General features: G+C 43.1%; 18 protein-coding genes. 6 read left to right on the forward strand and 12 right to left on the reverse strand.

The features are described 5' to 3' along the window. The first annotated feature begins 521 nt into the window (after window positions 1-521). Together M1E09_RS18955 and M1E09_RS18960 are read left to right on the forward strand one after the other, a co-directional pair. The gene (locus tag M1E09_RS18955; RefSeq protein WP_456272377.1) at window positions 522-2,210 is read left to right on the forward strand and encodes a hypothetical protein; all 1,689 of its coding nucleotides are present in this window, start codon (window positions 522-524) and stop codon (window positions 2,208-2,210) included. A gap of 157 nt (window positions 2,211-2,367) precedes the next feature. Continuing rightward, window positions 2,368-2,685, forward strand: coding sequence for a hypothetical protein (locus M1E09_RS18960; RefSeq protein ID WP_456272378.1), 318 nt, complete (start codon window positions 2,368-2,370; stop codon window positions 2,683-2,685). 35 nt (window positions 2,686-2,720) lie between these two features. Here M1E09_RS18960 and M1E09_RS18965 read toward each other — a convergent pair whose 3' ends face one another. From M1E09_RS18965 to M1E09_RS18995, 7 genes are all read right to left on the reverse strand, one after another. Continuing rightward, entirely contained in the window at window positions 2,721-4,046 is a 1,326-nt protein-coding gene (locus M1E09_RS18965) for an aspartate aminotransferase family protein (protein WP_456272379.1), read from the reverse strand. A 12-nt stretch (window positions 4,047-4,058) separates the two neighbouring features. Next, the gene (locus M1E09_RS18970) at window positions 4,059-5,453 is read right to left on the reverse strand and encodes a YjiH family protein (RefSeq protein WP_456272380.1); all 1,395 of its coding nucleotides are present in this window, start codon (window positions 5,451-5,453) and stop codon (window positions 4,059-4,061) included. Between the two features lie 99 nt (window positions 5,454-5,552). Next, entirely contained in the window at window positions 5,553-6,920 is a 1,368-nt protein-coding gene (locus M1E09_RS18975; RefSeq protein WP_456272381.1) for a sigma-54 interaction domain-containing protein, read from the reverse strand. A gap of 321 nt (window positions 6,921-7,241) precedes the next feature. Continuing rightward, a complete protein-coding gene (locus tag M1E09_RS18980; RefSeq protein WP_456272382.1) occupies window positions 7,242-8,669 on the reverse strand; it encodes a glycoside hydrolase family 1 protein in 1,428 nt (475 codons plus the stop codon). A gap of 72 nt (window positions 8,670-8,741) precedes the next feature. Continuing rightward, complete coding sequence (locus M1E09_RS18985; RefSeq protein WP_456272383.1) at window positions 8,742-10,607, reverse strand: beta-glucoside-specific PTS transporter subunit IIABC; 1,866 nt, start codon at window positions 10,605-10,607, stop codon at window positions 8,742-8,744. Between the two features lie 144 nt (window positions 10,608-10,751). Next, entirely contained in the window at window positions 10,752-11,579 is an 828-nt protein-coding gene (gene licT / locus M1E09_RS18990; protein WP_456272384.1) for a BglG family transcription antiterminator LicT, read from the reverse strand. A gap of 172 nt (window positions 11,580-11,751) precedes the next feature. Continuing rightward, window positions 11,752-12,804 (reverse strand): acyl-CoA dehydrogenase family protein, encoded by a 1,053-nt coding sequence (locus tag M1E09_RS18995; protein ID WP_456272385.1) that lies wholly within the window; start codon window positions 12,802-12,804, stop codon window positions 11,752-11,754. 204 nt (window positions 12,805-13,008) lie between these two features. On the opposite strand from M1E09_RS18995, the gene M1E09_RS19000 reads away from it, so the two are divergent. The 3 genes from M1E09_RS19000 to M1E09_RS19010 all read left to right on the forward strand — a co-directional run bounded on the left by M1E09_RS19000 (window position 13,009) and on the right by M1E09_RS19010 (window position 15,720). Next, window positions 13,009-13,434 (forward strand): organic hydroperoxide resistance protein, encoded by a 426-nt coding sequence (locus tag M1E09_RS19000; RefSeq protein WP_456272386.1) that lies wholly within the window; start codon window positions 13,009-13,011, stop codon window positions 13,432-13,434. A gap of 308 nt (window positions 13,435-13,742) precedes the next feature. Next, window positions 13,743-14,801 carry a thermonuclease family protein gene (locus M1E09_RS19005; protein ID WP_456272387.1) on the forward strand — a complete coding sequence of 353 codons (1,059 nt, stop codon included), beginning with the start codon at window positions 13,743-13,745 and terminating at the stop codon, window positions 14,799-14,801. Window positions 14,802-14,889: 88 nt separating this feature from the next. Continuing rightward, a complete protein-coding gene (locus M1E09_RS19010) occupies window positions 14,890-15,720 on the forward strand; it encodes a class I SAM-dependent methyltransferase (protein WP_456272388.1) in 831 nt (276 codons plus the stop codon). A gap of 184 nt (window positions 15,721-15,904) precedes the next feature. On the opposite strand, the gene M1E09_RS19015 is transcribed toward M1E09_RS19010, so the two are convergent. The 4 genes from M1E09_RS19015 to M1E09_RS19030 all read right to left on the reverse strand — a co-directional run bounded on the left by M1E09_RS19015 (window position 15,905) and on the right by M1E09_RS19030 (window position 19,263). Continuing rightward, window positions 15,905-16,744 (reverse strand): MetQ/NlpA family ABC transporter substrate-binding protein, encoded by an 840-nt coding sequence (locus tag M1E09_RS19015; RefSeq protein ID WP_456272389.1) that lies wholly within the window; start codon window positions 16,742-16,744, stop codon window positions 15,905-15,907. 422 nt (window positions 16,745-17,166) lie between these two features. Further along, entirely contained in the window at window positions 17,167-17,829 is a 663-nt protein-coding gene (locus M1E09_RS19020; protein WP_456272390.1) for a methionine ABC transporter permease, read from the reverse strand. A 3-nt stretch (window positions 17,830-17,832) separates the two neighbouring features. Continuing rightward, on the reverse strand, window positions 17,833-18,570 hold the full coding sequence (locus M1E09_RS19025; RefSeq protein ID WP_456272391.1) for a methionine ABC transporter ATP-binding protein: 738 nt from the start codon (window positions 18,568-18,570) through the stop codon (window positions 17,833-17,835). Window positions 18,571-18,780: 210 nt separating this feature from the next. After that, window positions 18,781-19,263: an STAS domain-containing protein gene (locus M1E09_RS19030; RefSeq protein ID WP_456272392.1), complete on the reverse strand. Its 483-nt coding sequence runs from the start codon at window positions 19,261-19,263 to the stop codon at window positions 18,781-18,783. 129 nt (window positions 19,264-19,392) lie between these two features. Here M1E09_RS19030 and M1E09_RS19035 point away from each other — a divergent pair, with 129 nt between their 5' ends. Continuing rightward, complete coding sequence (locus M1E09_RS19035) at window positions 19,393-20,400, forward strand: DUF3231 family protein (RefSeq protein ID WP_456272393.1); 1,008 nt, start codon at window positions 19,393-19,395, stop codon at window positions 20,398-20,400. A gap of 708 nt (window positions 20,401-21,108) precedes the next feature. Here M1E09_RS19035 and katG read toward each other — a convergent pair. Continuing rightward, entirely contained in the window at window positions 21,109-23,295 is a 2,187-nt protein-coding gene (gene katG / locus M1E09_RS19040) for a catalase/peroxidase HPI (protein ID WP_456272394.1), read from the reverse strand. Window positions 23,296-23,835 lie beyond the last annotated feature (540 nt).

Raw genomic sequence — 23,835 nt, forward strand, 5'->3', positions numbered from 1 at the left:
ACCGCATAGAGCCGCTATAGGCACTCCAATTTCCCTTTTTTCAGATTTCACACCCGCATAGAGACGCTATAGGCACTCCAATTTCCCTTTTTCCAAAATTCACCACCGCATAGAGCCGCTATAGGCACTCCAATTTCCCTTTTTTCAGATTTCACACCCGCATAGAGACGCTATGGTGACGCCAATTTTCATATTTTGAGAATTCACAACCGCATAGAGACTCTATGGTGACGCCAATTTTCATATTTTGAGAATTCACAACCGCATAGAGACGCTATGGGCACTCCAATTTCCATTTTTCGAGAATTCACAACCGCATAGACACGCTATGGAGGGGCCGATTTTCATATTTCGAGAATTCACACCCGCATAGAGCCGCTATGGTGCCACCGATTTTCAAAGCAGGGATACACGAAAGCATCCCCCTCCTCTAAAATAAATCTATTAATCCATCTACATTTTTTTACAATTATCCCACTCCATATCCTATATATTAATCTAAAAAAACAGGGGAAGATTTCATGAAAAAGGTCCAATTGATTGGTCTAGTCATTTGTTTGTCCTTAATACTATCCGGATGCAGATTAGAATGGCATTATAAACCTCGCCTCACAGGCAAGGCACTGGATATAGCACGAAATGTCGATAGTACCCATATCAATATCTTTGGTGAGCTGTCAGGATCAAAAACGATTACCGTAACAGGGCAATCCAATCTCCAAAAAGGGGCAAAATTATCAGTTGCCATACAGGAATATGTTAAACGTTCAGGTCTTTCTACCAAACATGTTATTGGAGGGGAACAGCCGACTGGCCCTGTCGTCGCTGAAAAAGAGATCACCGTCGATAGTAATGGCAATTTTTCAGCTGAGATTAATAGAAACGGAAGTACAGTCATGAGCAAATTGACGATTACGTTCAAGCCTGAACAACAACCTGAAGCCGTCCAGAAATTTTATGGAAAATATGGAGAGAAAATTTCAAACTCGGAAGCCAGTATCACCAATATTCACTACTCCCATAATGGAAAAGAATATAAAGGACATCAGGTGTTTGGTCCCGTTGGTTCTGTCGGAACTAAAACTCCCTTGTGGTCCATTTACTCGGGAGCTGCCAAGGATGAAATAGTGGAGATTACAGCAGCAGAAGGCACTCCCGACTGGTCATTCCAGCACTTGGAGAAAGCTGTTCAAGACTCTGACTACGAGACATTTATGAAATTCCAAAACCCGGAAAATTCGATTTTCCATAAAGAGCAAGCAAGGTGGATGGAAGAAGTGATGTTTCAAAAGGCACAGGGAATGGATGTGAAATTGGCGGTCCTTGGTTTCAAACAAAGGACGGATACAACCGGAACCGTCAATTTCCACGTCAGTATGAAACCTTTCGACCAAGAAGGTTCCTACACCAGCAACTCTGTCACCTACGAATGTATCAAGGTCGGAAATACCTGGCTGGTCAATGATACCCCCTTTGAACAACTGGTATCTGAATCAGGAAGCATAACCGTTTATTACAAACCGGGAGAAGAGACGAAGGGCAGAAGTACGTTAGATGGTGCTGAAAAGCTGGTGGACTTTTATTCAGCCCAGTTCAACTGGACGCCATCTCCTTTCACCATCAAGCTTTATACCACCGGGGAGGAAATATCAGCAACCGTCCCCTACCCTTCCTCTGCCGGCTGGAATGAGATGGGGGAATCCTTAAAGATTAATAGTACAGATAAAATGAAGGATGTCTTCTCTCTTCTTTCACACGAACTGACACATAAGATGGTCAGCGATCTGACAAATGATAATGCTGCCCATTACTTGCAAGAAGGATTTGCGACTTACTTACAAAACCGGGTTCAAAAAGATGGAACGGGAGCTGTTTATTTTGACGATCAAGTGGTGGAAAGCCAAACGAAGAAGGCCATTGAGGCTTCCCGAAGTGTATTGAGCATTGAGGAACTTAGTGAAATCTCCTATTCCGGGGACATTCTTCCTTTATATCGAGACGGGTTCCTCATGTCTCATTATTTGATTAAAACCTACGGCATTGAAAAATATTTAGAAGTTCTAAAAGACCTGGCAAACTATGAATATATCGATAAACGCCTGGAACATAAGATGGATACCGTAAAACCGCTGACACTCGAGGCCATTGAAAAAGTCTACGGTCCGGTAGACAAGGTCTCGGCTGAGTATATTGATCACTACTTAAAATGAACAAAGAGAACCACCACTTTACCACACTAACGCACGAAAAGGGACAGTCCCTCTTCGTGCGTTAATGCGTTAAAGGAACACTGTCCCTGTGTCGATTCTTCTGCTATACTTCTAGAATACTTTCCATAACCAAAAAGATTATTTGAGGTGTTTTTTCATGATTAACGCAACGGGCTGGGTGACGTTTTCCTACACACCCAAAGCCGTCAAAAACTATAAACAAAAGGCGATCAAGACGATTAACGCCTACAGTAAAAATGGCAATAAATTCGATGTGCAGACTGTCACTGATCCCTTCGACCGGGAAGGAAATATCGCCCTGCAGGTAAAGTGCAATTTCGATATATACATAAAAGAACGATATGGATTCCGGGAAGGCAGCGACTATATCCCTGTCATTGGGGAGGAACTGCAACAATTACTTCCGATGGCCGGGGTGCCGATTACTCAGATAACGAATGTACAGAGAGTTTGAGGGCCAAGGGATCAGTCCCTTGCCCCTCTGTTTTTTTAAGAAGCTTCCCTCTTGTTCTTTTCTTCTTCAAACTCTATTAAAGCTTCCTCAAAAACCGCCAATCCCTCATCGATTTGTTCCTTATTCACAACTAAAGGCGGGATCATTCGAATCACTTCCTGATGCTTCCCGCATAAGTAGAACAAAACACCTTTCTCGAGAGATAGATCCAGAATCCGCATCATCCCTTTCCCATCAGGTTCACCGGTTTCCGAGTCAATGATTTCTATCCCGATCATAAGTCCCACACCTCGGACATCCCCAATCACCTTATGCCTCGCCTTTATTTCTTGCAAGCGATTGATCGCATATTTTCCAAGAATTTTTGAATTATGGATAAGCCCTTCTTCCTCAATTACATCCAGTGTCGCAAGGGCGGCTGAACATGAAATTGGATTGCCGCCGAATGTCGTACCATGGGTACCCATCGGCCATTTGCTCATCAATTCTTTTGAGGCAACCGTTGCGCTCAATGGCATTCCGGAGGCAATTCCTTTCGCAATGGCCATTATATCCGGCGTCACACCAAAGGTTTGTGCGGCAAACCATTCTCCGGTCCTTCCAAATCCCGTTTGAACTTCATCAAAAATCAAAAGAATGTCATGACGATCACAAATTTCCCTGACCTTTTGCAGCCAGGCCTTTGGCGGAATAATATAACCTCCTTCACCTAGAACCGGCTCGACGATCATACAAGCTACTTCTTCCGGGCTCACCTGATGGTCAAATAGCATTTCCACATCTTTTTCCAACTTCTCCACACAATGTTCTGAAGGATCTTTCCCTTCAGGACAAGACGTCACATCAGCATATGGCAGCTGGTAGGTCAAGCCATTCGGCTGGAGGAACTTCCGATACTTGCTTTTAGATGTACTGACCCCCAAGGCTCCTAATGAACGGCCGTGGAAACAACCGGTAAACGAGATCACATAAGGCCGCTGTGTCACGTATTTCGCCAGCTTCAACGCTCCCTCAATCGCTTCCGTTCCACTGTTGGCAAAGAAGAAACAATCCAATCCGGCGGGCATAATTCCCTGAAGACGGTCTGCGACTCGTAAGATGGAATCATACATAATCACACCAGAAGGCCCGTGCATCAGCTGATCGGCACTGTCCTTGATCGCCTGAACGACTTTCGGGTGCCTGTGTCCGGTATTGGCAACCGCAATTCCTGAAGTGAAATCCAGGTATTTTTTATTATCCGCTCCATAATAGTAACACCCTTCTTCCTTGATGACAGGAAGATTGGGGTGGTCCTTGGCCATACTTGGGGCAAGCAAATCTGGCATTCTCTTATATAGCGTTTCAAAAGATGTATTCATAGTTTACTCCTCCTAAAATATGAGATGCGCAATAACCACTATAATCGGCAGTGTGATTATTGTTCTTTGCAAGAAAATAACTGCCAGTTCCCAGACAGAAATCGGGATTTTCGATTTCACAAGCAATATGCCGATTTCAGACATATAAATCAACTGTGTCAGTGAAATGGCTGCGATGACAAAGCGTGTAAGTTCACTTTCAATCCCTGCCCCAATAACAGCCGGCAAGAACATATCCGCAAATCCGACCAGCATCGCAGGTGCCGCTTGAGCAGCTTCCGGTATCTGCATCAGTTCTAGAACCGGAACAATCGGCATGGATAAATAATTGAAGAACGGTGTAAATTCAGCGACAATCAGTGCCAGCGTTCCAAGGGCCATTACTAATGGAATCAAGGCAAAATAGATATCCAGTACAGTATGGACTCCCTGCTGGGCAATATTCTTGAATCCTTTTACTTCTGAAGCCTTAACCAGCGCCTTTTCCAGTCCCCATTTGATATTGGACATTCCTTCTGGCGTCTCTTCTGAAATTTTCATCCCCGCTTCTTCATAATAGGTATCTTCTTTCCTTGATAACGGCGGAATCCTCGGGCATATGAATGCTGCCGTAAGACCGGCCGCTACTACCGTTAGATAGAATGGAACAAAGTACTCTTCCAGTCCGATAAAACTTACAACAACCAAACTGAAAGCTATTGAATTGATGGAGAAATTAGTGGCAATGATCGATGCTTCCCGTTTTGTATAGTATCCTTCTTCATATTGCTTTGTGGTGATCAGCACCCCAACTGTCCCGGCACCCATCCAAGAAGCAAGTGCATCAATGGAAGATCTTCCCGGCAACTTGAAGAGAGGCCTCATTATCTTCCTGAGCATCGTTCCGAAAAAGTCCATCAAACCGAATTCCATAAGCAGCGGCATCAATAATCCAGCGAATAAAAACCAGGCAGCGAGTACAGGAACGAGAGCGAAGAGCATGGTCCCGCCTGTTACATCGGAGGTAATAATAGTGGGGCCGATACTAAACAGGGTCATAAGTGCAAATACAGCACCAGCAATTCTAGTAATCATCCAAAACGTATCAACATAGAATAACTGCTTGATAAATGGTGACCCCATAAGAAACTTGGGTTTAAAAGCCTTTGCTATGATTGGAAGGACAGCTGAAACCACAAGGATCGCTGTCATTAATCCTGGAAGCACCGGTTCAAGAACGGCCTGAATATATTCCGCCATCACCCCGACTCCAATGGTAATCTTGCCTCCATAACTGATAGGGAATAAAAACAGCAGCACACCTAACAGCGAAGGAACAATGAACCAAAGATAACTGCGAGCTGACTTGGCTTGTGGCTGTTCCCGCCACTGTTTTCCATCCAGTCTTACCTCTTGTTTAACCTCCATCTTTCACACTCCTCAACATGTTTTAGAGATACGAATCAAAAAAATAGGCAAAAGAAAATTATCTCTTACCTACACACATGCAAGCTTCATGCCAAGATTTCAATTTATTTTATATTTTTTGAGTTTTCTGACTACGCTAGGTTGACTAATCCCTAATATAGCAGCCATCTTCGTGGTTGTACGATATTTTTCCCTGGCATGCATTAATCTCTCTTTTTCAACCATTTCCAACGTTTCCTTGAGAGTCTCCTCAAAATTATTCATTTTTGAATAAGAAACCGTTTCAATCCTATAGGGCTCCGGCAGGTCAGTCGGAACGATAACAGAGGTTTGGGAAGTCACCACAAGCCGCTCAATCAAATTAAGAAGCTCACGTACATTTCCTTTCCACTCTAAACCGTGCAATATATTAAGGACTTCTTTATTCAAATCTCGTTTCCGGTTATATAGACCTTTAAAATGTTCCAAAAATGTATGTATAAGCGGTATGATATCCTCCCTTCTTTCCCTTAAAGGAGGGATCGTAAGAGGCACAACATTCAACCTAAAGTAGAGGTCATTCCGAAACTCTTTGTTTTCAACCGACTTGCTCAACTGCCGATTGGTTGCACTGACGAGCCGGAAATCAGAATGAATTTCTTTTCGGCCGCCGACCCTGTAAAAGGATTTATTTTGAATTAGCTTCAATACCTTCACTTGATTCTGCAGGGAAAGCTCTCCAACTTCATCCAAAAACAGCGTTCCCCCGCTCGCCATCTCCGCAAACCCTTTCTTCCCTCCTTTGGTCGCCCCTGTAAACGAACCACCTTCATAGCCAAACAGTTCCGCCTCAAATAAACCGTCAGGAATGGCTCCGCAGTTGACCTCAATAAAAGGACCGGCAGCCCTCTCGCTTTTATCGTGAATCATGTTGGCCAGTTCCGTCTTTCCGACACCTGATTCTCCAAGAAGCAGCACGCTCACATCCACACCAGCCACCTGGTTCGCCGTCGCCAGCACCTTGCGCATAGAGCCGCTCTTCGCGATGATCTTCTCTTCGGCTTCATTTTTTTGTTTCAATCTGCTCAATTCTTCCCGGACACGCTCAACCTCCGCCGTCATCTCTTCCATACCCGCTTTGATTTCCATTAGTTCCGTCACATCATGAGAGTAACTCACTACCCGGACAAGTTCCCCCTCATCATCAAAGACCGGCAGACCAGTCACGAGCAGCTTCTTGCCACCTGCAATGGTTTGAACGAATGTCACTCTCTCCCTCGATTTCACCACCATGGGAGTTGCCAGCGGCGTGAACAGACCTTCCTTTTCAAGATCATACACAGACTTGCCCATCAAATCAGAAGCATTCACATCATAAACGGCGCCTGTCGCTTCACTTACCTTCACAATCGTCCCATCCGTCTTGGTCACTAAAATATCTTCCTGAAGAGAATGCAATATTGTTTTATATTCATCCCACTCTGTCACAAAAGACCACCCCGTTATTCATAATTGAATAAAATTTATCAATAACTTTAAAAACCCCTTGAATACCGGGTTAAATTATTTATTTCTGAATAATCACATAATTATAATACCATAAATTCTGTAAAGCGGGACAGTTTCTAATGGCACGCTAAAAGGGACAAGAAATCCTCTTGTCCCTTTTTTAAAGCTGTTTAATTTGATACGGACCCATAAAGTGCATGCTGCAAAGCCCCAGCCCTTAATAGGCACGGTGCCCTTCTTTCTCACAAAGAGAGAGAACAGGTCTGTCCTGCTCTCTCTTTGTTCTCCAGGGTAAGGTGATTATAAGTTCTCCCCATTACTGCTAATAACATCTTTATACCAGAAGAAAGATTTCTTCCTGCTTCTTTCCATCGTTCCGCTACCATCATCATGCTTGTCGACATAGATGAAGCCGTATCTTTTGGAATATTCTCCTGATGAAGCACTCACCAAGTCGATGCAGCCCCAAGATGTATAGCCAATAAGGTCAACGCCATCTTCAACCGCTTCACCCATTGCTTTAATATGATCACGCAAATATTCAATACGGTAGTCGTCGTTGATGCTGCCATCTTCTTCAACCTTATCGTAGGCACCCAGTCCATTTTCAACAACCATCAGCGGTTTTTGATAACGGTCGTACAGCTCATTAAGCGCTACACGAAGGCCGGTCGGATCAATTTCCCAGCCCCAGTCACTTGCCTTGAGGAATGGATTTTTCACTCCGCCGATCAGGTTTCCTTCACCAATCTCTTCAGGTGTTTTTTCCTTTTTTTCAGTTCTGGACATGTAGTAACTGAAGGAAATGAAGTCAACCGTTCCCTCTTTGATTGTTTCCAAGTCACCCTCTTGCATATCGATCTTAATATCGTTTTCTTTGAAATAACGATTAATGAATGTCGGATATTCTCCGCGGACCTGCACATCTCCACAGAAGAAGTTAAAGATTCTTCCATCTTCTAAAGCATGCATAACGTTTTCCGGGTTTGAATCGTAGGAGTACGTTGGTGCGTAAATCAGCATATTGCCAATCTGTGATCCCGGAATGATCTGGTGTCCAAGTTTTACGGCGATCGCACTTGCGACAAATTGATGGTGCAGTCCTTGGAAGCTTTCCTGCAAGCGTGTTTCATCACTTGTTGCTGAGAACCCAAGCCCGAATAACGGGAAGTGAGTAGCACCATTGATTTCATTAAATGTTAACCAATACTTAACCTTATCTTTGTAGCGGTTGAAAAGAACAGTTACATAACGCTCGAAAAATTCAACCAGCTTGCGATTTTTCCATCCACCGTATTCTTTTATCAAGTGTAACGGAGTTTCATAGTGAGCAATCGTCACCAATGGCTCAATTCCGTGCTTTTCAAGCTCATCAAAGACACGATCATAGAACGCTAACCCTTCTTCATTCGGCTCTAGTTCATCACCCTTCGGAAAAATACGGCTCCAGGCAATACTCATGCGGAATACTTTGAAGCCCATTTCCGCGAACAATGCGATGTCCTCCTTGTAGCGGTGGTAAAAGTCTATCGCCTCATGGTTCGGATACGTGAATTTTTCTGTATCCATTTCAAAGTCAAACCCAGATTGTGATAAAAGGTTCATTCGAATTTTGCCACCCGGTAATATGTCAGCAAGGTTCGGCCCTTTTGCAGTGCCATGGAATCCGCCTTCAATTTGATTGGCTGCTGTTGCGCCGCCCCATAAAAAGTTTTCAGGAAATTTCATTATGATTACCTCCATTATTTTAAGTAAAGAGTGCCAATCCACTTAGTAAATTCACACTCATTTTTCAAACCCTTAAGCTTCTAGTTTTAATAGCACATCATCATGTGTAACGGCCGCTTTATTCGTTTTATTCACTTTTGTAAATGAAGTCGTGTTTGTGATGATGACAGGTGTCACCGTATCAAAGCCTTCTTTCTTGATGCCTTCAATATCCACTTCCAATAACGGCTGTCCTGCCACCACTCTGTCTCCTTGCTCAATCAGAGCTTCAAAGTACTTACCATCCAGCTGAACGGTATCAATTCCAACATGGATCAAGATTTCCACACCCTCCTCAGATGTAATCCCAATCGCATGTTTTGTTCTGAAAAGTGTTGTTACGACGCCATTTACCGGCGATACAACCTTCCCATCTACCGGTCTTACCGCGATTCCCTCTCCCATTACTTCAGATGAGAACGTTGGATCACTTACTTCAGAAAGCTTTACAACTTCGCCTGCAAGCGGACTTACTAAAACGGAGTCAGTGTCTGTCTTAGTTGCTGCCACAGATTCTTCCACAGGAACTTCAGGTTTTGTTTCTTCCTGGTTTTCAACTGGAACATCTTCAAAACCTAATAGGTATGAGATGATGGTTGCTGCTGCGAACGCAACTGCGAGTCCGATCAATGCGTGTACAAATGTCGGCCCAATGAATGATGTAACCCCCGGCAGACCTGCGCTTCCTCCTAAAATATAAGCAGCAACTCCTGTGATGGCGAAGTACAAGCCTCCAACAGCAGCACCTAATAATGCACCAATGAACGGCCTTTTAAGTCTAACGTTGACCCCATACATGGCAGGCTCCGTAATACCCATCAATGCAGTTATAGAGACAGTCAATGAAAGAGATTTAAATTTTTTATTACGAGATTTTAAGAATACGGCAAACGCAGCTCCCGCTTGCCCCATATTCGCCAAGAACATTGCAGGCATTAAATAATCAATACCTTTTACAGTAAGATTGTTGATCATGATAGGTACTAAAGCATAGTGCATACCCGTCATAATGATTAATGAAAAAGTACCCGCCAGCAAAACCATTGCAATAAATCCATAATCTTCAAATAAGAACCCTATTCCATCTGATAAATAATCACCTAAAATAACTCCCAGCGGCCCAACGGTCATTAATGTAACCGGTACTACAAACAAAATAGTTAACGTCGGCACAACAATCAGCTTCAAAGAATTATGTGTGAATTTATCAACGAACTTTTCAACATAGGATGCAATCCATATAGACAAGATAATCGGAATAACGGTTGAAGAATAAACAGCCGCTATGACAGGCAGCCCGACAAAACTAATCGGTTCACCCGCATTAAACAATTCTGTCAAGGTTGGATGCAAGATCGCTGCGGCTATCGTGGCCGCAATATAAGGGTTGCTCCCGAACTTACGAGCTGCACTGACAGCTAACAGTATTGGAAGGAAATAAAAGGCACCATCACCAATCGCATTTAGTATGATATAGGTTTGTGAAGCTGGATCCAGCCAGCCGAATGTCGACAGGATAGCCAAAATCCCTTTGATCATACCAGCCCCGGCGATGGCCGGAAGAATTGGAGTGAACACACCAGAGATCACATCAAAGATGGCACTTATAACGTTTCTATTGCCCGATGTTTCCCCATTGCTGCTGTCTTCACTTAATTTACTGTTATTAATGATTTCTTTATAAACTCTTGGTACATCATTTCCAATGATAATCTGAAACTGTGAACCACTTATATTCGTGCCCATGACACCATCCAAATTTTCCAGTTCACTGCGTTTGACTTTCTTGTTATCCCGTAAGTTAAAGCGGAGCCTTGTCATACAATGAATAACACTTTGAACGTTATCCTCACCGCCGACCAGTTCCAGAATCTTTGTACCTAACTCTTTATGGTTCATCACCATGCACCCCCAATTATTTTCAAAGCATTTTTGATAAAAGAAAAAAACCTAAACTACGCAATGACCAGACATAAAATGCCCGTCATCCCCGTAATTTAGGTTTTGCCTCACAGAGTAACAATCCTAATATGGAATCGTTATTTACTTTTTGACTACCCGTTCAATATGAATCGTCAGATAAAGAATCTCTTCTTCCGTTAACTCATATCGGTATTGCTTTTCCACAAACTTTTTAATCTTCAATGAACATTGATAGGCTTCTGGATACTTCTTGATAATGACATTTAAGAGATCATCTTTCCCACCCGTATAATGCTCGCCCTTGACCAATCGGTGAGCAAAAAACTTCAGATGGGTAATAAACCGGTGGTAATTCAAAGAGTTCTCATCAAACTCAACTTTGAAGCTGTACTTCACAATGGTTAGAATATCTTGAATCACCTTGGTCATGTCGACCGTGTTCGTCATGTCCTCATTCAACTGGGCATTCACCAGATGCAGTGCGATGAACCCGGCCTCATCTTCCGGCAGAAGAACTCCAAAACGATCACATATCTTATCCAACGCTTCCAGCCCAATTTCGAACTCTTCTTTATAAAGGTTCTTCGTTTCCCAAAGCAGTCCATTCTTGATTGGAAGGTTATTATTATACCGCTCAATCGCAAAATGGATATGGTCTGTCAAAGAGATGTAAATACTGTCATTCAACTTCTTTCCAAGTTTCAGCTTGGCAAAATGAATGATTTCCTCAGACAACTCCATATACTCCATTGGGATATCGGCAATCAGGGTCTTAAACTTTTTTGTAATATCCTGGTCTTCCAAAGTGAAGATTTTCTCTACCTTATCTTCATCGATGTTTTCTCCAACACGCTTATTAAAGGCGATTCCCCGCCCCATGACAATCACTTCTTGATCGTCTTTATTGGAGACAATCACATTGTTGTTCAGGATTTTATTAATCTTCACTTTGTCCACCTCCGATAACAAAAAAGGCAAAACCTTCCCCTTTTTATGTGGGATCGGTTTTGCCTGATTTAACAGTAACAATCCGTTCTGTATGCGCTTACTGATTATATTACAGCATACCCACTTTGTATGCAACCAATTTTTCAGAAAAAAGTGTCAGGTACTTTTTCCCTCACTGGTACGGAGATATCAACTCATGCTGTGAAGCCGTCAGCAAGTCCCTCCACCCCCGGTTGAATGGTGTATCCTGATCAGAAGCATACATTCCTAAATAAGGATACAAAGTAAAAGCGATTTCCCGTACTCCCTGCGCGGTCTGTACACAGACTTCACTTACTTCTTCATACTGTTCTTCGGATAGCTCCTGATTCATGTGCAAATCCCAGTTTCCATCAATTGAGTTAGTAAAAACACTCTTCAACCCTTCCATCCTGGCTTCCAGATCATCCAGCACACCCTTCAACACAGGCTTTTTCAGAGATTTTTCTCCCAAAAGATTGTAATAATGTTTAGCTTCCTCCAATAACCGGCCCCCTATACCAAGAACCACGGCGGTAAAAGAGGCTTGAGCGAAAGGCATAAAAGGGTAGGTGAAAACCTGCGAATCCGTAATTCCATTGGATTCAAAGATAGAAAAAGTCCGGCCTTCCGGAACAAACACATCCTCCACTTTGATTGTGTGGCTTCCCGTCGACTTCATTCCAAAGGCATTCCAATCCTCCACAATCTGCACCTGTTCGGGAGTAAAAGCAAATGCTCGCATTTCCTGCTCATCACCTGTCTCACTCTCAATCAACGCATTGGCCGTAAAGGTCGTCGCAAACTCAGCACCTGAACAATACTTCCATTCCCCCGTGACTCGATACCCGCCATCACACTTCTCAGCTGTCCCCGTCGGAGCCCCGCTGCCGGCAATCACCGCATTGGAGGGCCGAAAAATTTCATCCAGAACCTCTTCCTTCATATTCCCCGAGAAAAATCCTCCGCCAGATCCTATCGTTACAAGCCAGCCGAAACTGCCATTGATTGACGACGCTTCCTCAAAGATTCGTACACTCTCAGGCAGGGATACCATCCTTCCACCTAAACTCTCGGGTACAAACAGCTTGAACAGCTTTTTTTCATAGATGATATCTAATAGTTCCTTTGGGATAGAACTGCTTTTATCCATTAGTTGTTCATATGATCGGATTTTTTGGATATCCTGATCTCTGAATTCTTTCATTTCTTTCACCTCTTCATATCGCTTTATAAATAATGGTACGCTTTTTTGTCTGATTTCAAAAGCAGATTGTTTTCCAGCTTCTTTTAAGACACACAATACCAAAGCCATGAATGTGCCGGAACAGGTTTATTTCTCAGCGGAAAGTTAAATATAAGTACAAGTCACGTAAGACGACAAAATCACCTCAAAAGGAGAGAAATGTATATGTCTAACGAATTATTTACTACATCCGTTAAAGCAGTCGGAGGAAGAGAAGGTCGAGTTGAATCTTCAGAAGGCAATATCAACTTACAACTGGCGATGCCTGGAACTCCAAGGAAAAAAGAACTTCCCGAAGCCACAAATCCTGAACAGCTTTTCGCCGCCGGTTATGCTGCCTGTTTTGATGGCGCCCTTCAGCTGATCGCGAAAAAAGCGAAGGTTTCTTTCGATTCTGAAGTGACGGCTAATGTCAGCCTATTAAAAGATGAAGAAGATCAAGGCTTTAAGCTGGCGGTAAAATTACAAGTGAAGGGAACCGGGGTCGACAAGGATACCTTGGAAGACCTCGTCCACAAAGCTCATGACTTCTGCCCATACTCCAAAGCAACAAGAGGCAATATTGACGTAGAGCTGGAAGTAACAGAGTAAGAAAGAAACACAAAAAGTTCACGATCCAACACCAAGGATCGTGAACTTTTTTATTAATCAAACGTTTGATTAATAAAAAAGCAACAACCTTACCAAAACAATCCTTTCACACATTAAAGCGCTAAGAGGGACTGTCCCTCTTAGCGCTTTAATGTGTGAAAGAAAATTTACTAGTTAAGCAGCTCTCTCAGCAAATCCCATTTATCTACCATTCTCTGAATGTTAAGATGATAGATGATATATCCATTTATTCAAAATGACTGGCAATTATCAATATCATCTATCTACTGAATGAAAAGGAGGCCCTCATGAAGAAAATCATTTCAATTATTACTCTTTTAACCTTGGTATTATTCGTATCAGCCTGTTCGATTGCCTTTCCGGAGTTCCTATTTGGCTGGCTGGTTCTCGGCCTTGGCATCTATCTATTTACTCCATTGAAACGGAGAAAGTCTTCGTTTAAACGTTCAATAGTTCTTCTTACTGCAGGAGTACTCATTACGTCCGCTGGATGTGCGGCTGAACCAACCGAAAACCAGGAGCAGGAAGCAGCTTCTGATGAAGTAGAAAAAGAGAAGGAAGAGAAATCCCCCAAAGACGCTGCAGCTACAGAAAATGAAGACAAAGAAGAACAAAAAGAGCCAGAGAAAGACAAAACTGAAAAGCCGAACAACACCCAACCTGACCTCCCTACCGGTACCGTAACCAGAGTCATAGACGGCGACACATTGGAAGTCCAATTCAACGGCAAACAGGAAGATGTGCGGTTGCTTCTGATCGACACCCCGGAAACCGTTCATCCAAACAAGCCGGTGGAGAAATTCGGTCCTGAGGCATCTCAGTTCGTGAAACAGACTCTCACTGGAAAAGAAGTAGGAATCAAGGTTGGTTCCGAAGAAAGAGATCAATACGGAAGACTGCTTGCTTATGTCTTCATCGACGGCGAAACCATTCAAGAGAAGCTGCTGCGAAAAGGACTGGCTAAAACCGCTTACCTTTATAACGATTTAACGATGCTGGACCAGTTCCATAAAGCCCAAGATGAAGCAATCTCTCAAAAATTAGGAGTGTGGTCGATTGAGGGCTATGCTCATGTGGATGATGACGACGGCTTTCATTACAAAGAGGAACAAAACACGGTGACCGCAGCTGCTGAAAAAGAAGAACCCAAACAACAAGAAGCGGCAGCATCCCAACCGGATAGCAATTTAAAGTATGACGTAAACGGACCTGACCGCGATTGTGGTGATTTCAGCACTCAACAAGAAGCTCAACAATTTATGGAGGCTTCAGGTTCTGGCGATCCGCACAGGCTCGATGGCAATGATAACGACGGCCTGGCGTGTGAAAGCTTGCCGGCTGCTTAATTAGACACCCTCTCAACACCCAAATGAGTACAAAAAACCATGATTAACTGATGTTCTACAACCACACCCATTTGAAGGAGTAATGAATATGATTTTTGATCTAATGAAGCAGTTACAAAAGCCACCAAAATTCCAACAGTCAGAAAAGATGTTTTGGCAAGATCCGCATATCGCAAAGTATTTGTTAGAAGCCCATCTTGACCCAACTAACGAGGGAGCAAGCAGAAATCCTGTTTTTATTGATCAGTCTGTTGATTTCATTAACAAGGAAGCCGCCCAAAAGGATGCTCAGAAAATCATTGATTATGGTTGCGGACCAGGGCTTTATTGTGAACGATTAGCCAAGAGAGGGTATGACGTAACAGGAATGGACTTTTCCAAAAACTCTATTCAATATGCCAGAGACAGCGCGAAAGAGAAGAAGTTAACCATTCATTATCGCCACGAAAACTATTTGAATTCAACGGATGAGAATCAATATGATTTTGCAACGCTGATCTACTGTGATTATGGAGCTTTAGCACCTAATGACCGCAGGCAATTGTTACAAAATATCAGGAAGAGCCTGAAAAAAGGCGGAAGATTCCTTTTGGATGTTTTTACAGAACAAAAATACAATGATTTCTCAGAGGGAAATAGTTGGTATGTAAAAGATAACGGGGGATTCTGGTCTCCCGAAGAGCATATAGCACTAACGCAAAATGCAAAGTACGAGGATGATAGTTCGCTTGAACAAACGACTATCATCACCAAGCAAAAGACGGAAACCTATAATATCTGGCATCAATATTTTACAAAAGAAATGATTGTTGGCGAATTAGAAGAAGCTGGCTTTACTTTGCTATCGATTTACAATGACGTTACTGGCAAGGAATATCATGAAGGCAATGATACAATGGCCTTGTTGGTAGAGAAATAATATTTCCCTTTAAAATTGTGACAGAAAGCCTTGCACTGAGAGGGAATGTCCCTCTTAGTGCATTAATGAAAACTCAGCCATATAACACTCCCCACCCCAAAGCAGAAAGAAACGCCAGGCTGCTAGCGGCTGGTCCAAAAAAAGGAACCTTCCTCAAGAGTGAGAAAAGGTTCCTTTAGATTATTTATTCAAACGCCGGAATCGCCGTTTCATCATAATTTTCTTCTAAAAACTTACGTACCTCATCACTCGTCATGGCTTCAGCCAATTTTTGAATAGGCTCTGAATCGACATTGTCTTCACGAGCTACCAATGTAATCGCAAAATCATTTTCAATGCCTTCTGTCAGAAGACCGTCAGACTTTGGAGTCAATCCAAGCGGAGCAGCATATGCCGGTGTCATCACGACTGCATCGGCATCATCATACATTCTCGCAAGCATTAACAAATCAACTTCTTCAAATTTGTAGTTCCTTGGATTCTCAATGATATCCGCTTGTGTATAGTAAACATCCTCTTTTTCTTTTAACGTAATCACACCATGCTGCGCAAGCAAGGACAGTGAACGATCGATATTGGAAACGTCATTCGCAATCGCAATCACGGAACCTTCAGGCAGCTCATCCATTGACGCAAACTCTTTGGAATACACACCATAGTTGGCGAAATAGATTGGTGTCACAGGAACAAGATTGGCATCATTATTTCGATTGAATTCTTCCATGTACGGTACGTGCTGGAAGAAGTTCGCATCCACTTCTTCAGATGCAAGAGCAGTGTTCGGCTGAACATTATCCCCTAGTACAACCATTTCCAGGTTAATATTTTCTTCTGCAAGCTTTGGCTTCACAAGCTCAAGGATTTCCGTCATTGGCGGAATTAACGAAGCGACCTTCAATGTTACTTCTTCCTGCTCCTTATCTTTTGGCTCTGCAGCATTTTCTTGGTTGTTTCCTTCATTGTTTTGTCCGCAGCCAGCTAAAACGAATAGTAAGGCCGCTGCCAGTAAAAGTAATTTTTTCATGTATTTTTCCTCCTGGTGTTTATTTAAAATATTTGATCTCCGCTGCAGGTGCACGATTCTGCGGGTCTGGACGCCCGCTGGTCCCACAGGTGGCTGTACGTGTTCAGCGAAGATCCCTAAATAACGTCCTTGATTGAGTAACCAGCGGTAAAAAATAAGGGGAATTTTTCCCTTTATTAGTAGGTTAGAGCTCATTTTGCTGGTGAATAAGGGGAGTTTTTCCCCTTATATGAAGAGATAACCTCTAATTCCCAGTGTTTTGAGTCAAATAAGGGGAATTTTTCCCTTTATTTAAGCTTTTTTTGGTGCTATTCCCAAAATAAGGGGAATTCTTCCCTCTATTATTTGCCAAAGTGCCTAATAAAAAGCGATGCGGGAATCAGCATTTTTTTATCGTCCAGTTGAGAATGATCGTGCTCCAGCTACCTCTTATCGATCAACCGTGCCACAGTCGTCCCAGCAAACTGGATTAACTGAACAAAGATAATCATGATGATGATCATATAGACCATTAAATCTGTTTTAAACTGCTGATAACCGTAGCGGATGGCAAAATCACCGATACCCCCGCCGCCAACGACCCCCATGATCGTTGAATAGGATATAAAGCTGATGATCGATGTCGTCAGTCCAAGGACAAGTCCGGAACGCGCCTCGACATAAACGAACTTGAAAATAACTTCTTTCACAGAAGCTCCCATTGAAATAGCTGCTTCCATTACACCTCTTGGCACGTCCAATAAAGACTGCTCGACCAGACGCGAATAATGGGCAATCGCGATAATAGATAATGGAACCGTTGCAGCCGCTGTCCCGATGGCTGTCCCGATGATCAATCTTGTAAAAGGGATCAAAAAGACCACCAATAATAAGAATGGAAAAGAACGAGTGATATTCACCAAGAGATTCAAAGCTGAGAATACAAATTGGTTCTCGAGCATATTGCCCTTCCTGCACAGAAACAGCAATGTCCCCACCGGCAGTCCCAGCAGAACGGCAGCTATGATCGATACACCTACCATCACAAAGGTTTCCCCAATAGACTGCCAAATTTCAGTTTCATATTGAACTAAAACCTCAAGCATCGCCTATCTCACATCCTTTGCCAGCTGCTCTATAAAGTAATCCGGGCTGTCGTCCCTTGCCTGAATCCCTTTTGGTTCGGAGTCCACCGTATCATAAATCTCTCCATTTGCCATCACCGTCACGCGATTGCATATGCTCTTAATGACACCCATTTCATGACTGACAATAATGATCGTCACCCCGAGACTCTTATTGATATCTTCCAAAACACCCAATATATCAGCGGTTGTATTCGGGTCAAGCGAAGATGTCGGCTCATCACATAACAATACCTGCGGCTTATTCGCCAATGCCCTGGCAATCGCCACACGCTGCTTCTGCCCGCCGCTCAGTTGTGCAGGATACTTGTCCACGAAACTCTCCAACCCTACAAATCGAAGGCACTCCATCACACTGTTCCGGCGTTCCTTCTTTGGAAAATTCGCCAACTCCAAGGATACAACCACATTCTCATAAACCGTTTTATTGGCCACCAGGTTAAAATGCTGAAAAATCATCCCGATCGATTTCCGGGCTTCCCGAAGCTTACGGCTGTTCATCTTCGTCAAGAATTGCCCATTGACCTCGACGTCACCTTCATCAGGAACCTCCAGCAAATTCATCAGACGCAGTAACGTTGACTTCCCGGCGCCACTGGCACCGATGATTCCATGGATCTCCCCCTTGGCAATCGTCAAGGACACCATCTTAATGGCTTGAAACTGTGAAAAACTCTTCGTCACCTCATGTAACGTAAGCACACAAAAAAACCCCTTTCTGATGTGAAGGGTGAATTATGACGCCTACTATTATAGCCTAATAAACCGGGAGTGTCAGTTTAACAGCCCTTTTCTATTTATTAAGAAAAAAGAGAATATTGTTCAGCAAAAAAACAAAAAAATTAGTGGCCGAGAAGGGAATCCTGTCTTCGACCACCAAAGTATAAAGCCATTTTCAAAATGATCCTTTTTTTACTCTGCCACTTCTTTAAACTCCAAGCCTTTTTTGCCCATCAAATAGTGGAGTCCATCTCTAAACGTAGCATATGTAATAAACTTGCTTGTATCGACTCCCGAAATCACGATCTCGTGAGCAAAATTGGGTGAAAATCCTACAAATATGGTTTCTACGCCCATCAACTTTAATCCGGACTGCAATTCAGTAATTTGATAGATTAAGTTTTGCAAACCCAGTTCTTCCACCTCTAACTGGCTGATTCCAGTAAAATCAACTAGGACCGTATCCGCTTTTTGTTTTTGAATACCAAACAACACTCTCGTCTTGATGTTATCCAAACGCTTCTCATTTAATGTTCCCATCAAAGGAACCAGAATAGTATCAGGAATGACTGAAGGGATTATCGGTACAGAAAGTTCATCGATCACCTTTTCACATTCCATAATTCTCTCTTTAAGGTGAGCAATTTCCTCTTGTTGTGTTTTTAACTCACTCATACATATCCTCCTCTTAATAAATATTATTAAGACTATTATACCATTTCTGCTGAGTGACATTTTTATGGAAATTTTTTGGAATAAAACCCATCTCCAGAGAAATAATACCAGCGAAGGGGTGTGAGAGGAATGAATGAAGAGTCCAAGACGATATCTTCAGCAGATTTAACTGCTAATGAGGTTTCTCATGTATGGTCCGCCTATTTAAAAAACAGTCTGGAAATCAGTTTATATCAATACTTCTATACAGCTGTAGAGAGTCCTGATTTTAAAGAAATCATCAAAGAGATGCTCGACCTTTCCACTAAAAATATCGATGAACTGAAAAATATCATCGTCAACGCTGGTCTTACTGTTCCACTGGCATTCAACCAGTCAGATACCGACCTGAATGCACCTAAGTTTATTTCTGATACCTTTATGATTCATTTCTGCTATGACCTTACCCAGCTGTCCTTGCATACATATCCAAGCGCATTGCCTGACTGTACAAGGCAGGATGTCAGGAGTTTTTTTCAGCGAAATGTGGAGGCCGCTATGAATATACAAAATGAAATCGTAACGATGATGCTCTCTATGGGGATTTTTGTAAAACCCCCGCTCCTGGCACTTAAAAAGGAAAGGGAATTCGTTGAAAGCAAGGCTTACCTCAGTGATTTATTCAGCGGACACCGCTCGTTGAATGTAGCTGAAATCGCCAATTTAAGCAGAATCATCCTGCGTGCTCAATTCTCCAAAATGGTTTTTGTCGCTTTTGCAAAGAATGCTCAGTCTAAAAAAGCAAGAAAGTTTTTCAGCAAAGGCAGAGATACCCTGGACGATGTGTTGAATTCCCTTCAAGGGATTCTCGAGAAAGATAACATCCCTGTTCCATCCTCAGGGGACTTTACCATTTATGAAGCAGACACGCCACCCTTTTCGGACAAGCTGATGATGTTCTTCGTCAGTACCTGCCTCGGCATGTTATGTTTCCTTATGCTCACTCAGGCGATGAATTCCTGCCTGAGAACCGATATCCTTTCAACCCTCATGGTGATATCAACCAAGTTCAGAAAGTTTTATGCAGAAGGGTTATTTATATCTATCGAAGAAAATTGGCTGGAGGAACCGCCTCAGGCTGTAAACAGGAAGATTTAACGGGGAACAGGCGGAATTCAATTAAAAGGGACCAAGGTCTCCCTATCCAGTATCTTTTAGCATACAAATTTGCACCAGTATTCGCAGGCCACTATTCATGGCTCCCTCCACCATAATAGTGAGGACCAATAAAAAATCAGTATCATGAGCTTATACCATAAGGGAAGAAATTTCCCTTATCGAAGAAATGTCGGAAAAAACGGGTCAAATAAGGGTAAAATTTTCCGCTATTCACTTAAAAAACATGAAAATTGGATTACTGGGCATGCTTAACGGAAAATCCTTCCCTTATTTACCTCTCCCCAGCTAAAATCAGCAGTTTAACGGAAAAATTTTCCCTTATTTTAATGCCCTTCCTTCGGTGCCTTACTCAATTAATGAAATATATATGTGAATTTTATTATGAATTCATATAAAAAAAGCCGTCCGTTTTGGACTGCTTTCTATTTAATGGTTATCCTGCTTCCACACCCGCAGATGATACTATGCTTAAGCGTTTTTATCTGGCCTTGGCACTTAGTACATAAACTCTTTTTAGGTATCACGCCTTTTCCTTCTTTCTATTGCTAAATTTTATCATCATTCATATATCTGACTTCTCTTTAAAAAGAATTGGTATTCGTCCAAAGAGAACGAATACCAAATATGATTAGTATCTAGTTAGCGCCTCCCGAGAGAGACGCATATCAAAGTGGCCAGCATCAGCTGTTAGTTGAGGTCAAAGCGATCGGCATTCATTACTTTTACCCAAGCATCTACAAAGTCATGTACAAACTTTTCTTTGTTATCATCTTGAGCATACACTTCTGCAATCGCACGCAGGACGGAGTTTGAACCCAATACGAGGTCAACTCTGGTCGCCGTCCGAACAACTTCACCTGTCTTGCGGTCACGCCCTTCATATATGCTGCCATCTACAGGCTTCCACTCTACTCCTATGTCAAGCAAGTTAACAAAGAAGTCGTTGGTAAGTGACCCTGCATTTTCAGTGAAAACACCGTGCTGGCTGCCGCCGTGGTTCGCACCAAGGACACGCATACCGCCAACAAGGACCGTCATCTGCGGTGCAGTAAGATTCAGTAATTGCGCTTTGTCTACCAGTAGTTCTTCCGGGCTTACGCTATACTGTTTCTTTTGATAGTTTCGGAAACCATCAGCCATCGGCTCCAAAGGTTCAAAGCCTTCTGCATCTGTCTGTTCTTCTGTTGCATCGCCACGTCCAGGAGTAAATGGAACACTTACATCAAAGCCTGCGTCTTGAGCTGCTTTTTCGACTGCAGCACTTCCGCCCAGCACAATCAAGTCCGCCATGCTGACGTTCTTATCCAGATGACTTTGAATTTCCTCCAGTACAGAGAGAACTTTTGAAAGTTGTTCCGGCTGATTCACTTCCCAATCCTTCTGCGGGGCAAGGCGGATACGGGATCCATTCGCACCGCCGCGATTATCCGAACCGCGGAAAGTACTCGCTGATGCCCAGGCCGTTGTCACAAGCTCGCTGATTGTAAGCTCTGAGTCCAGGATCATCACCTTGATTTTTTCTACTTCGTCGTCAGTTAATTCATAATCAACAGCCGGAATAGGATCTTGCCAAATAAGCTCTTCTTCCGGAACTTCCGGACCTAAATATCTTGAAACCGGCCCCATGTCACGGTGTAATAACTTAAACCAAGCACGGGCAAAGGCATCTGCAAACTCTTCCGGGTTCTCGTGGAAGCGGCGTGAAATCTTTTCATAGGTTGGATCCATACGCATCGCCATATCTGCCGTCGTCATCATTGTTGGAACTCGTTGTGATGAATCCTCTGCATCAGGAGCAAGATCTTCATCCTTAGGATTTACTGGAGCCCATTGATTTGCGCCGGCAGGACTCTTTGTAAGTTCCCACTCATATCCGAACAGCAAATCAAAGTACCCATTATCCCATTGTGTCGGGTTAGCCGTCCAAGCTCCTTCAATACCGCTTGTGATGGTGTCGCGGCCTTTTCCGGATCCATGAGTGCTTGCCCAGCCAAAGCCTTGTGCTTCAATAAGGCCGGCTTCCGGATCAGGACCAACATGAGCAGCATCCCCCGCACCGTGTGCCTTGCCGAAAGTATGGCCGCCAGCCGTCAGGGCAACTGTTTCTTCATCGTTCATCCCCATACGCGCAAACGTTTCGCGGATGTCGCGGGCACTTGCAAGCGGATCAGGATTGCCATTTGGTCCTTCAGGGTTAACGTAGATCAGACCCATCTGAACGGCAGCAAGCGGATTTTCCAGCTCGCGGTCACCTGTATAACGGTTATCGCCAAGCATTTCTTTTTCAGAACCCCAGTAAATGTCTTCTTCCGGGTGCCAGATATCTGCGCGTCCGCCTCCAAAACCGAAAGTCTTGCCGCCCATTGATTCAATCGCGACATTACCTGTCAGCAGCAATAAGTCTGCCCAGGAGATCTTGTTTCCGTATTTCTGCTTGATTGGCCATAACAGGCGACGGGCTTTATCAAGGTTGCCGTTATCAGCCCAGCTGTTCAGCGGAGCAAAACGCTGTGAACCGGTTCCGCCACCGCCGCGGCCGTCGGCTGTACGATACGTACCTGCAGCATGCCAGGACATACGGATGAAAAATGGTCCATAATGGCCGTAGTCAGCAGGCCACCAATCCTGGCTGTCTGTCATTAGCTCTTTAAGATCCTGCTTAAGCGCATCGTAGTCCAATTTCTTAAATTCTTCTTTATAGTCAAAGTCCTCTCCCATTGGGTTGGTCTTTTTATCATGTTGATGAAGGATGTTCAAGTTTAACTGATTCGGCCACCAGTCTTTATTTGTTGTGCCGACCGATTTATGGCTGGTCATGCTTCCGTGATGAAACGGGCATCCGCCAGTGTTTGTACCGTTATTTTTAGTGTCCATATTCGCTTCCCCTTTTCATATAAATTATAGTAGTCAAAAAGTTGACCAACTTATTCATGAGTTAATAAAAGGTAAAATTAAGTACAAATAAATGATAACACATATCAGTTAAAAATCAATACTAATTTATAATAATTATTAATAAATAAACTTTATCGATAAAATGATAGTATTAATACACCTTGAGGACGGACGTTCCGCACTTCTTTAAGAACGAAAATAATACAAGTTACCTTCACCTTATTCCATATTACTATCACTATACGGTTAATATTCGTTTTTTCAGAGTTTCCAAGAGACAAGGACACACTCCGACACACAAAAAAAGGGACAAGGTGCTGCCCTTGTCCCTTTTCCAAATCTCTGAATTTAGTATGTATTTTTCCTTCACTATAAATCCAGGCAGCCTAATAGCCGGACTTTACGGAGATACCACCTCTGATTTTCCTGTAACCCGTTCGTTTTAAAGTGAGAGCAGCATATTAGTTTTTTTAGCAGGCAATGGCTGGTGAAGTTATAATTGAAAGAAGAAGTGTAAAG

This window comes from Bacillus sp. AK031 (assembly GCF_053903065.1).

What these genes read in the sequence shown, in the direction of transcription:
- M1E09_RS18955 (WP_456272377.1), top strand. Translation starts at nt 522, where the DNA reads ATGAAAAAGGTCCAATTGATTGGTCTAGTCATTTGTTTGTCCTTAATA.
- M1E09_RS18960 (WP_456272378.1), top strand. Translation starts at nt 2,368, where the DNA reads ATGATTAACGCAACGGGCTGGGTGACGTTTTCCTACACACCCAAAGCC.
- M1E09_RS18965 (WP_456272379.1), bottom strand. Translation starts at nt 4,046, where the DNA reads ATGAATACATCTTTTGAAACGCTATATAAGAGAATGCCAGATTTGCTT.
- M1E09_RS18970 (WP_456272380.1), bottom strand. Translation starts at nt 5,453, where the DNA reads ATGGAGGTTAAACAAGAGGTAAGACTGGATGGAAAACAGTGGCGGGAA.
- M1E09_RS18980 (WP_456272382.1), bottom strand. Translation starts at nt 8,669, where the DNA reads ATGAAATTTCCTGAAAACTTTTTATGGGGCGGCGCAACAGCAGCCAAT.
- M1E09_RS18985 (WP_456272383.1), bottom strand. Translation starts at nt 10,607, where the DNA reads ATGAACCATAAAGAGTTAGGTACAAAGATTCTGGAACTGGTCGGCGGT.
- M1E09_RS18995 (WP_456272385.1), bottom strand. Translation starts at nt 12,804, where the DNA reads ATGAAAGAATTCAGAGATCAGGATATCCAAAAAATCCGATCATATGAA.
- M1E09_RS19000 (WP_456272386.1), top strand. Translation starts at nt 13,009, where the DNA reads ATGTCTAACGAATTATTTACTACATCCGTTAAAGCAGTCGGAGGAAGA.
- M1E09_RS19005 (WP_456272387.1), top strand. Translation starts at nt 13,743, where the DNA reads ATGAAGAAAATCATTTCAATTATTACTCTTTTAACCTTGGTATTATTC.
- M1E09_RS19010 (WP_456272388.1), top strand. Translation starts at nt 14,890, where the DNA reads ATGATTTTTGATCTAATGAAGCAGTTACAAAAGCCACCAAAATTCCAA.
- M1E09_RS19015 (WP_456272389.1), bottom strand. Translation starts at nt 16,744, where the DNA reads ATGAAAAAATTACTTTTACTGGCAGCGGCCTTACTATTCGTTTTAGCT.
- M1E09_RS19020 (WP_456272390.1), bottom strand. Translation starts at nt 17,829, where the DNA reads ATGCTTGAGGTTTTAGTTCAATATGAAACTGAAATTTGGCAGTCTATT.
- M1E09_RS19030 (WP_456272392.1), bottom strand. Translation starts at nt 19,263, where the DNA reads ATGAGTGAGTTAAAAACACAACAAGAGGAAATTGCTCACCTTAAAGAG.
- M1E09_RS19035 (WP_456272393.1), top strand. Translation starts at nt 19,393, where the DNA reads ATGAATGAAGAGTCCAAGACGATATCTTCAGCAGATTTAACTGCTAAT.
- katG (WP_456272394.1), bottom strand. Translation starts at nt 23,295, where the DNA reads ATGGACACTAAAAATAACGGTACAAACACTGGCGGATGCCCGTTTCAT.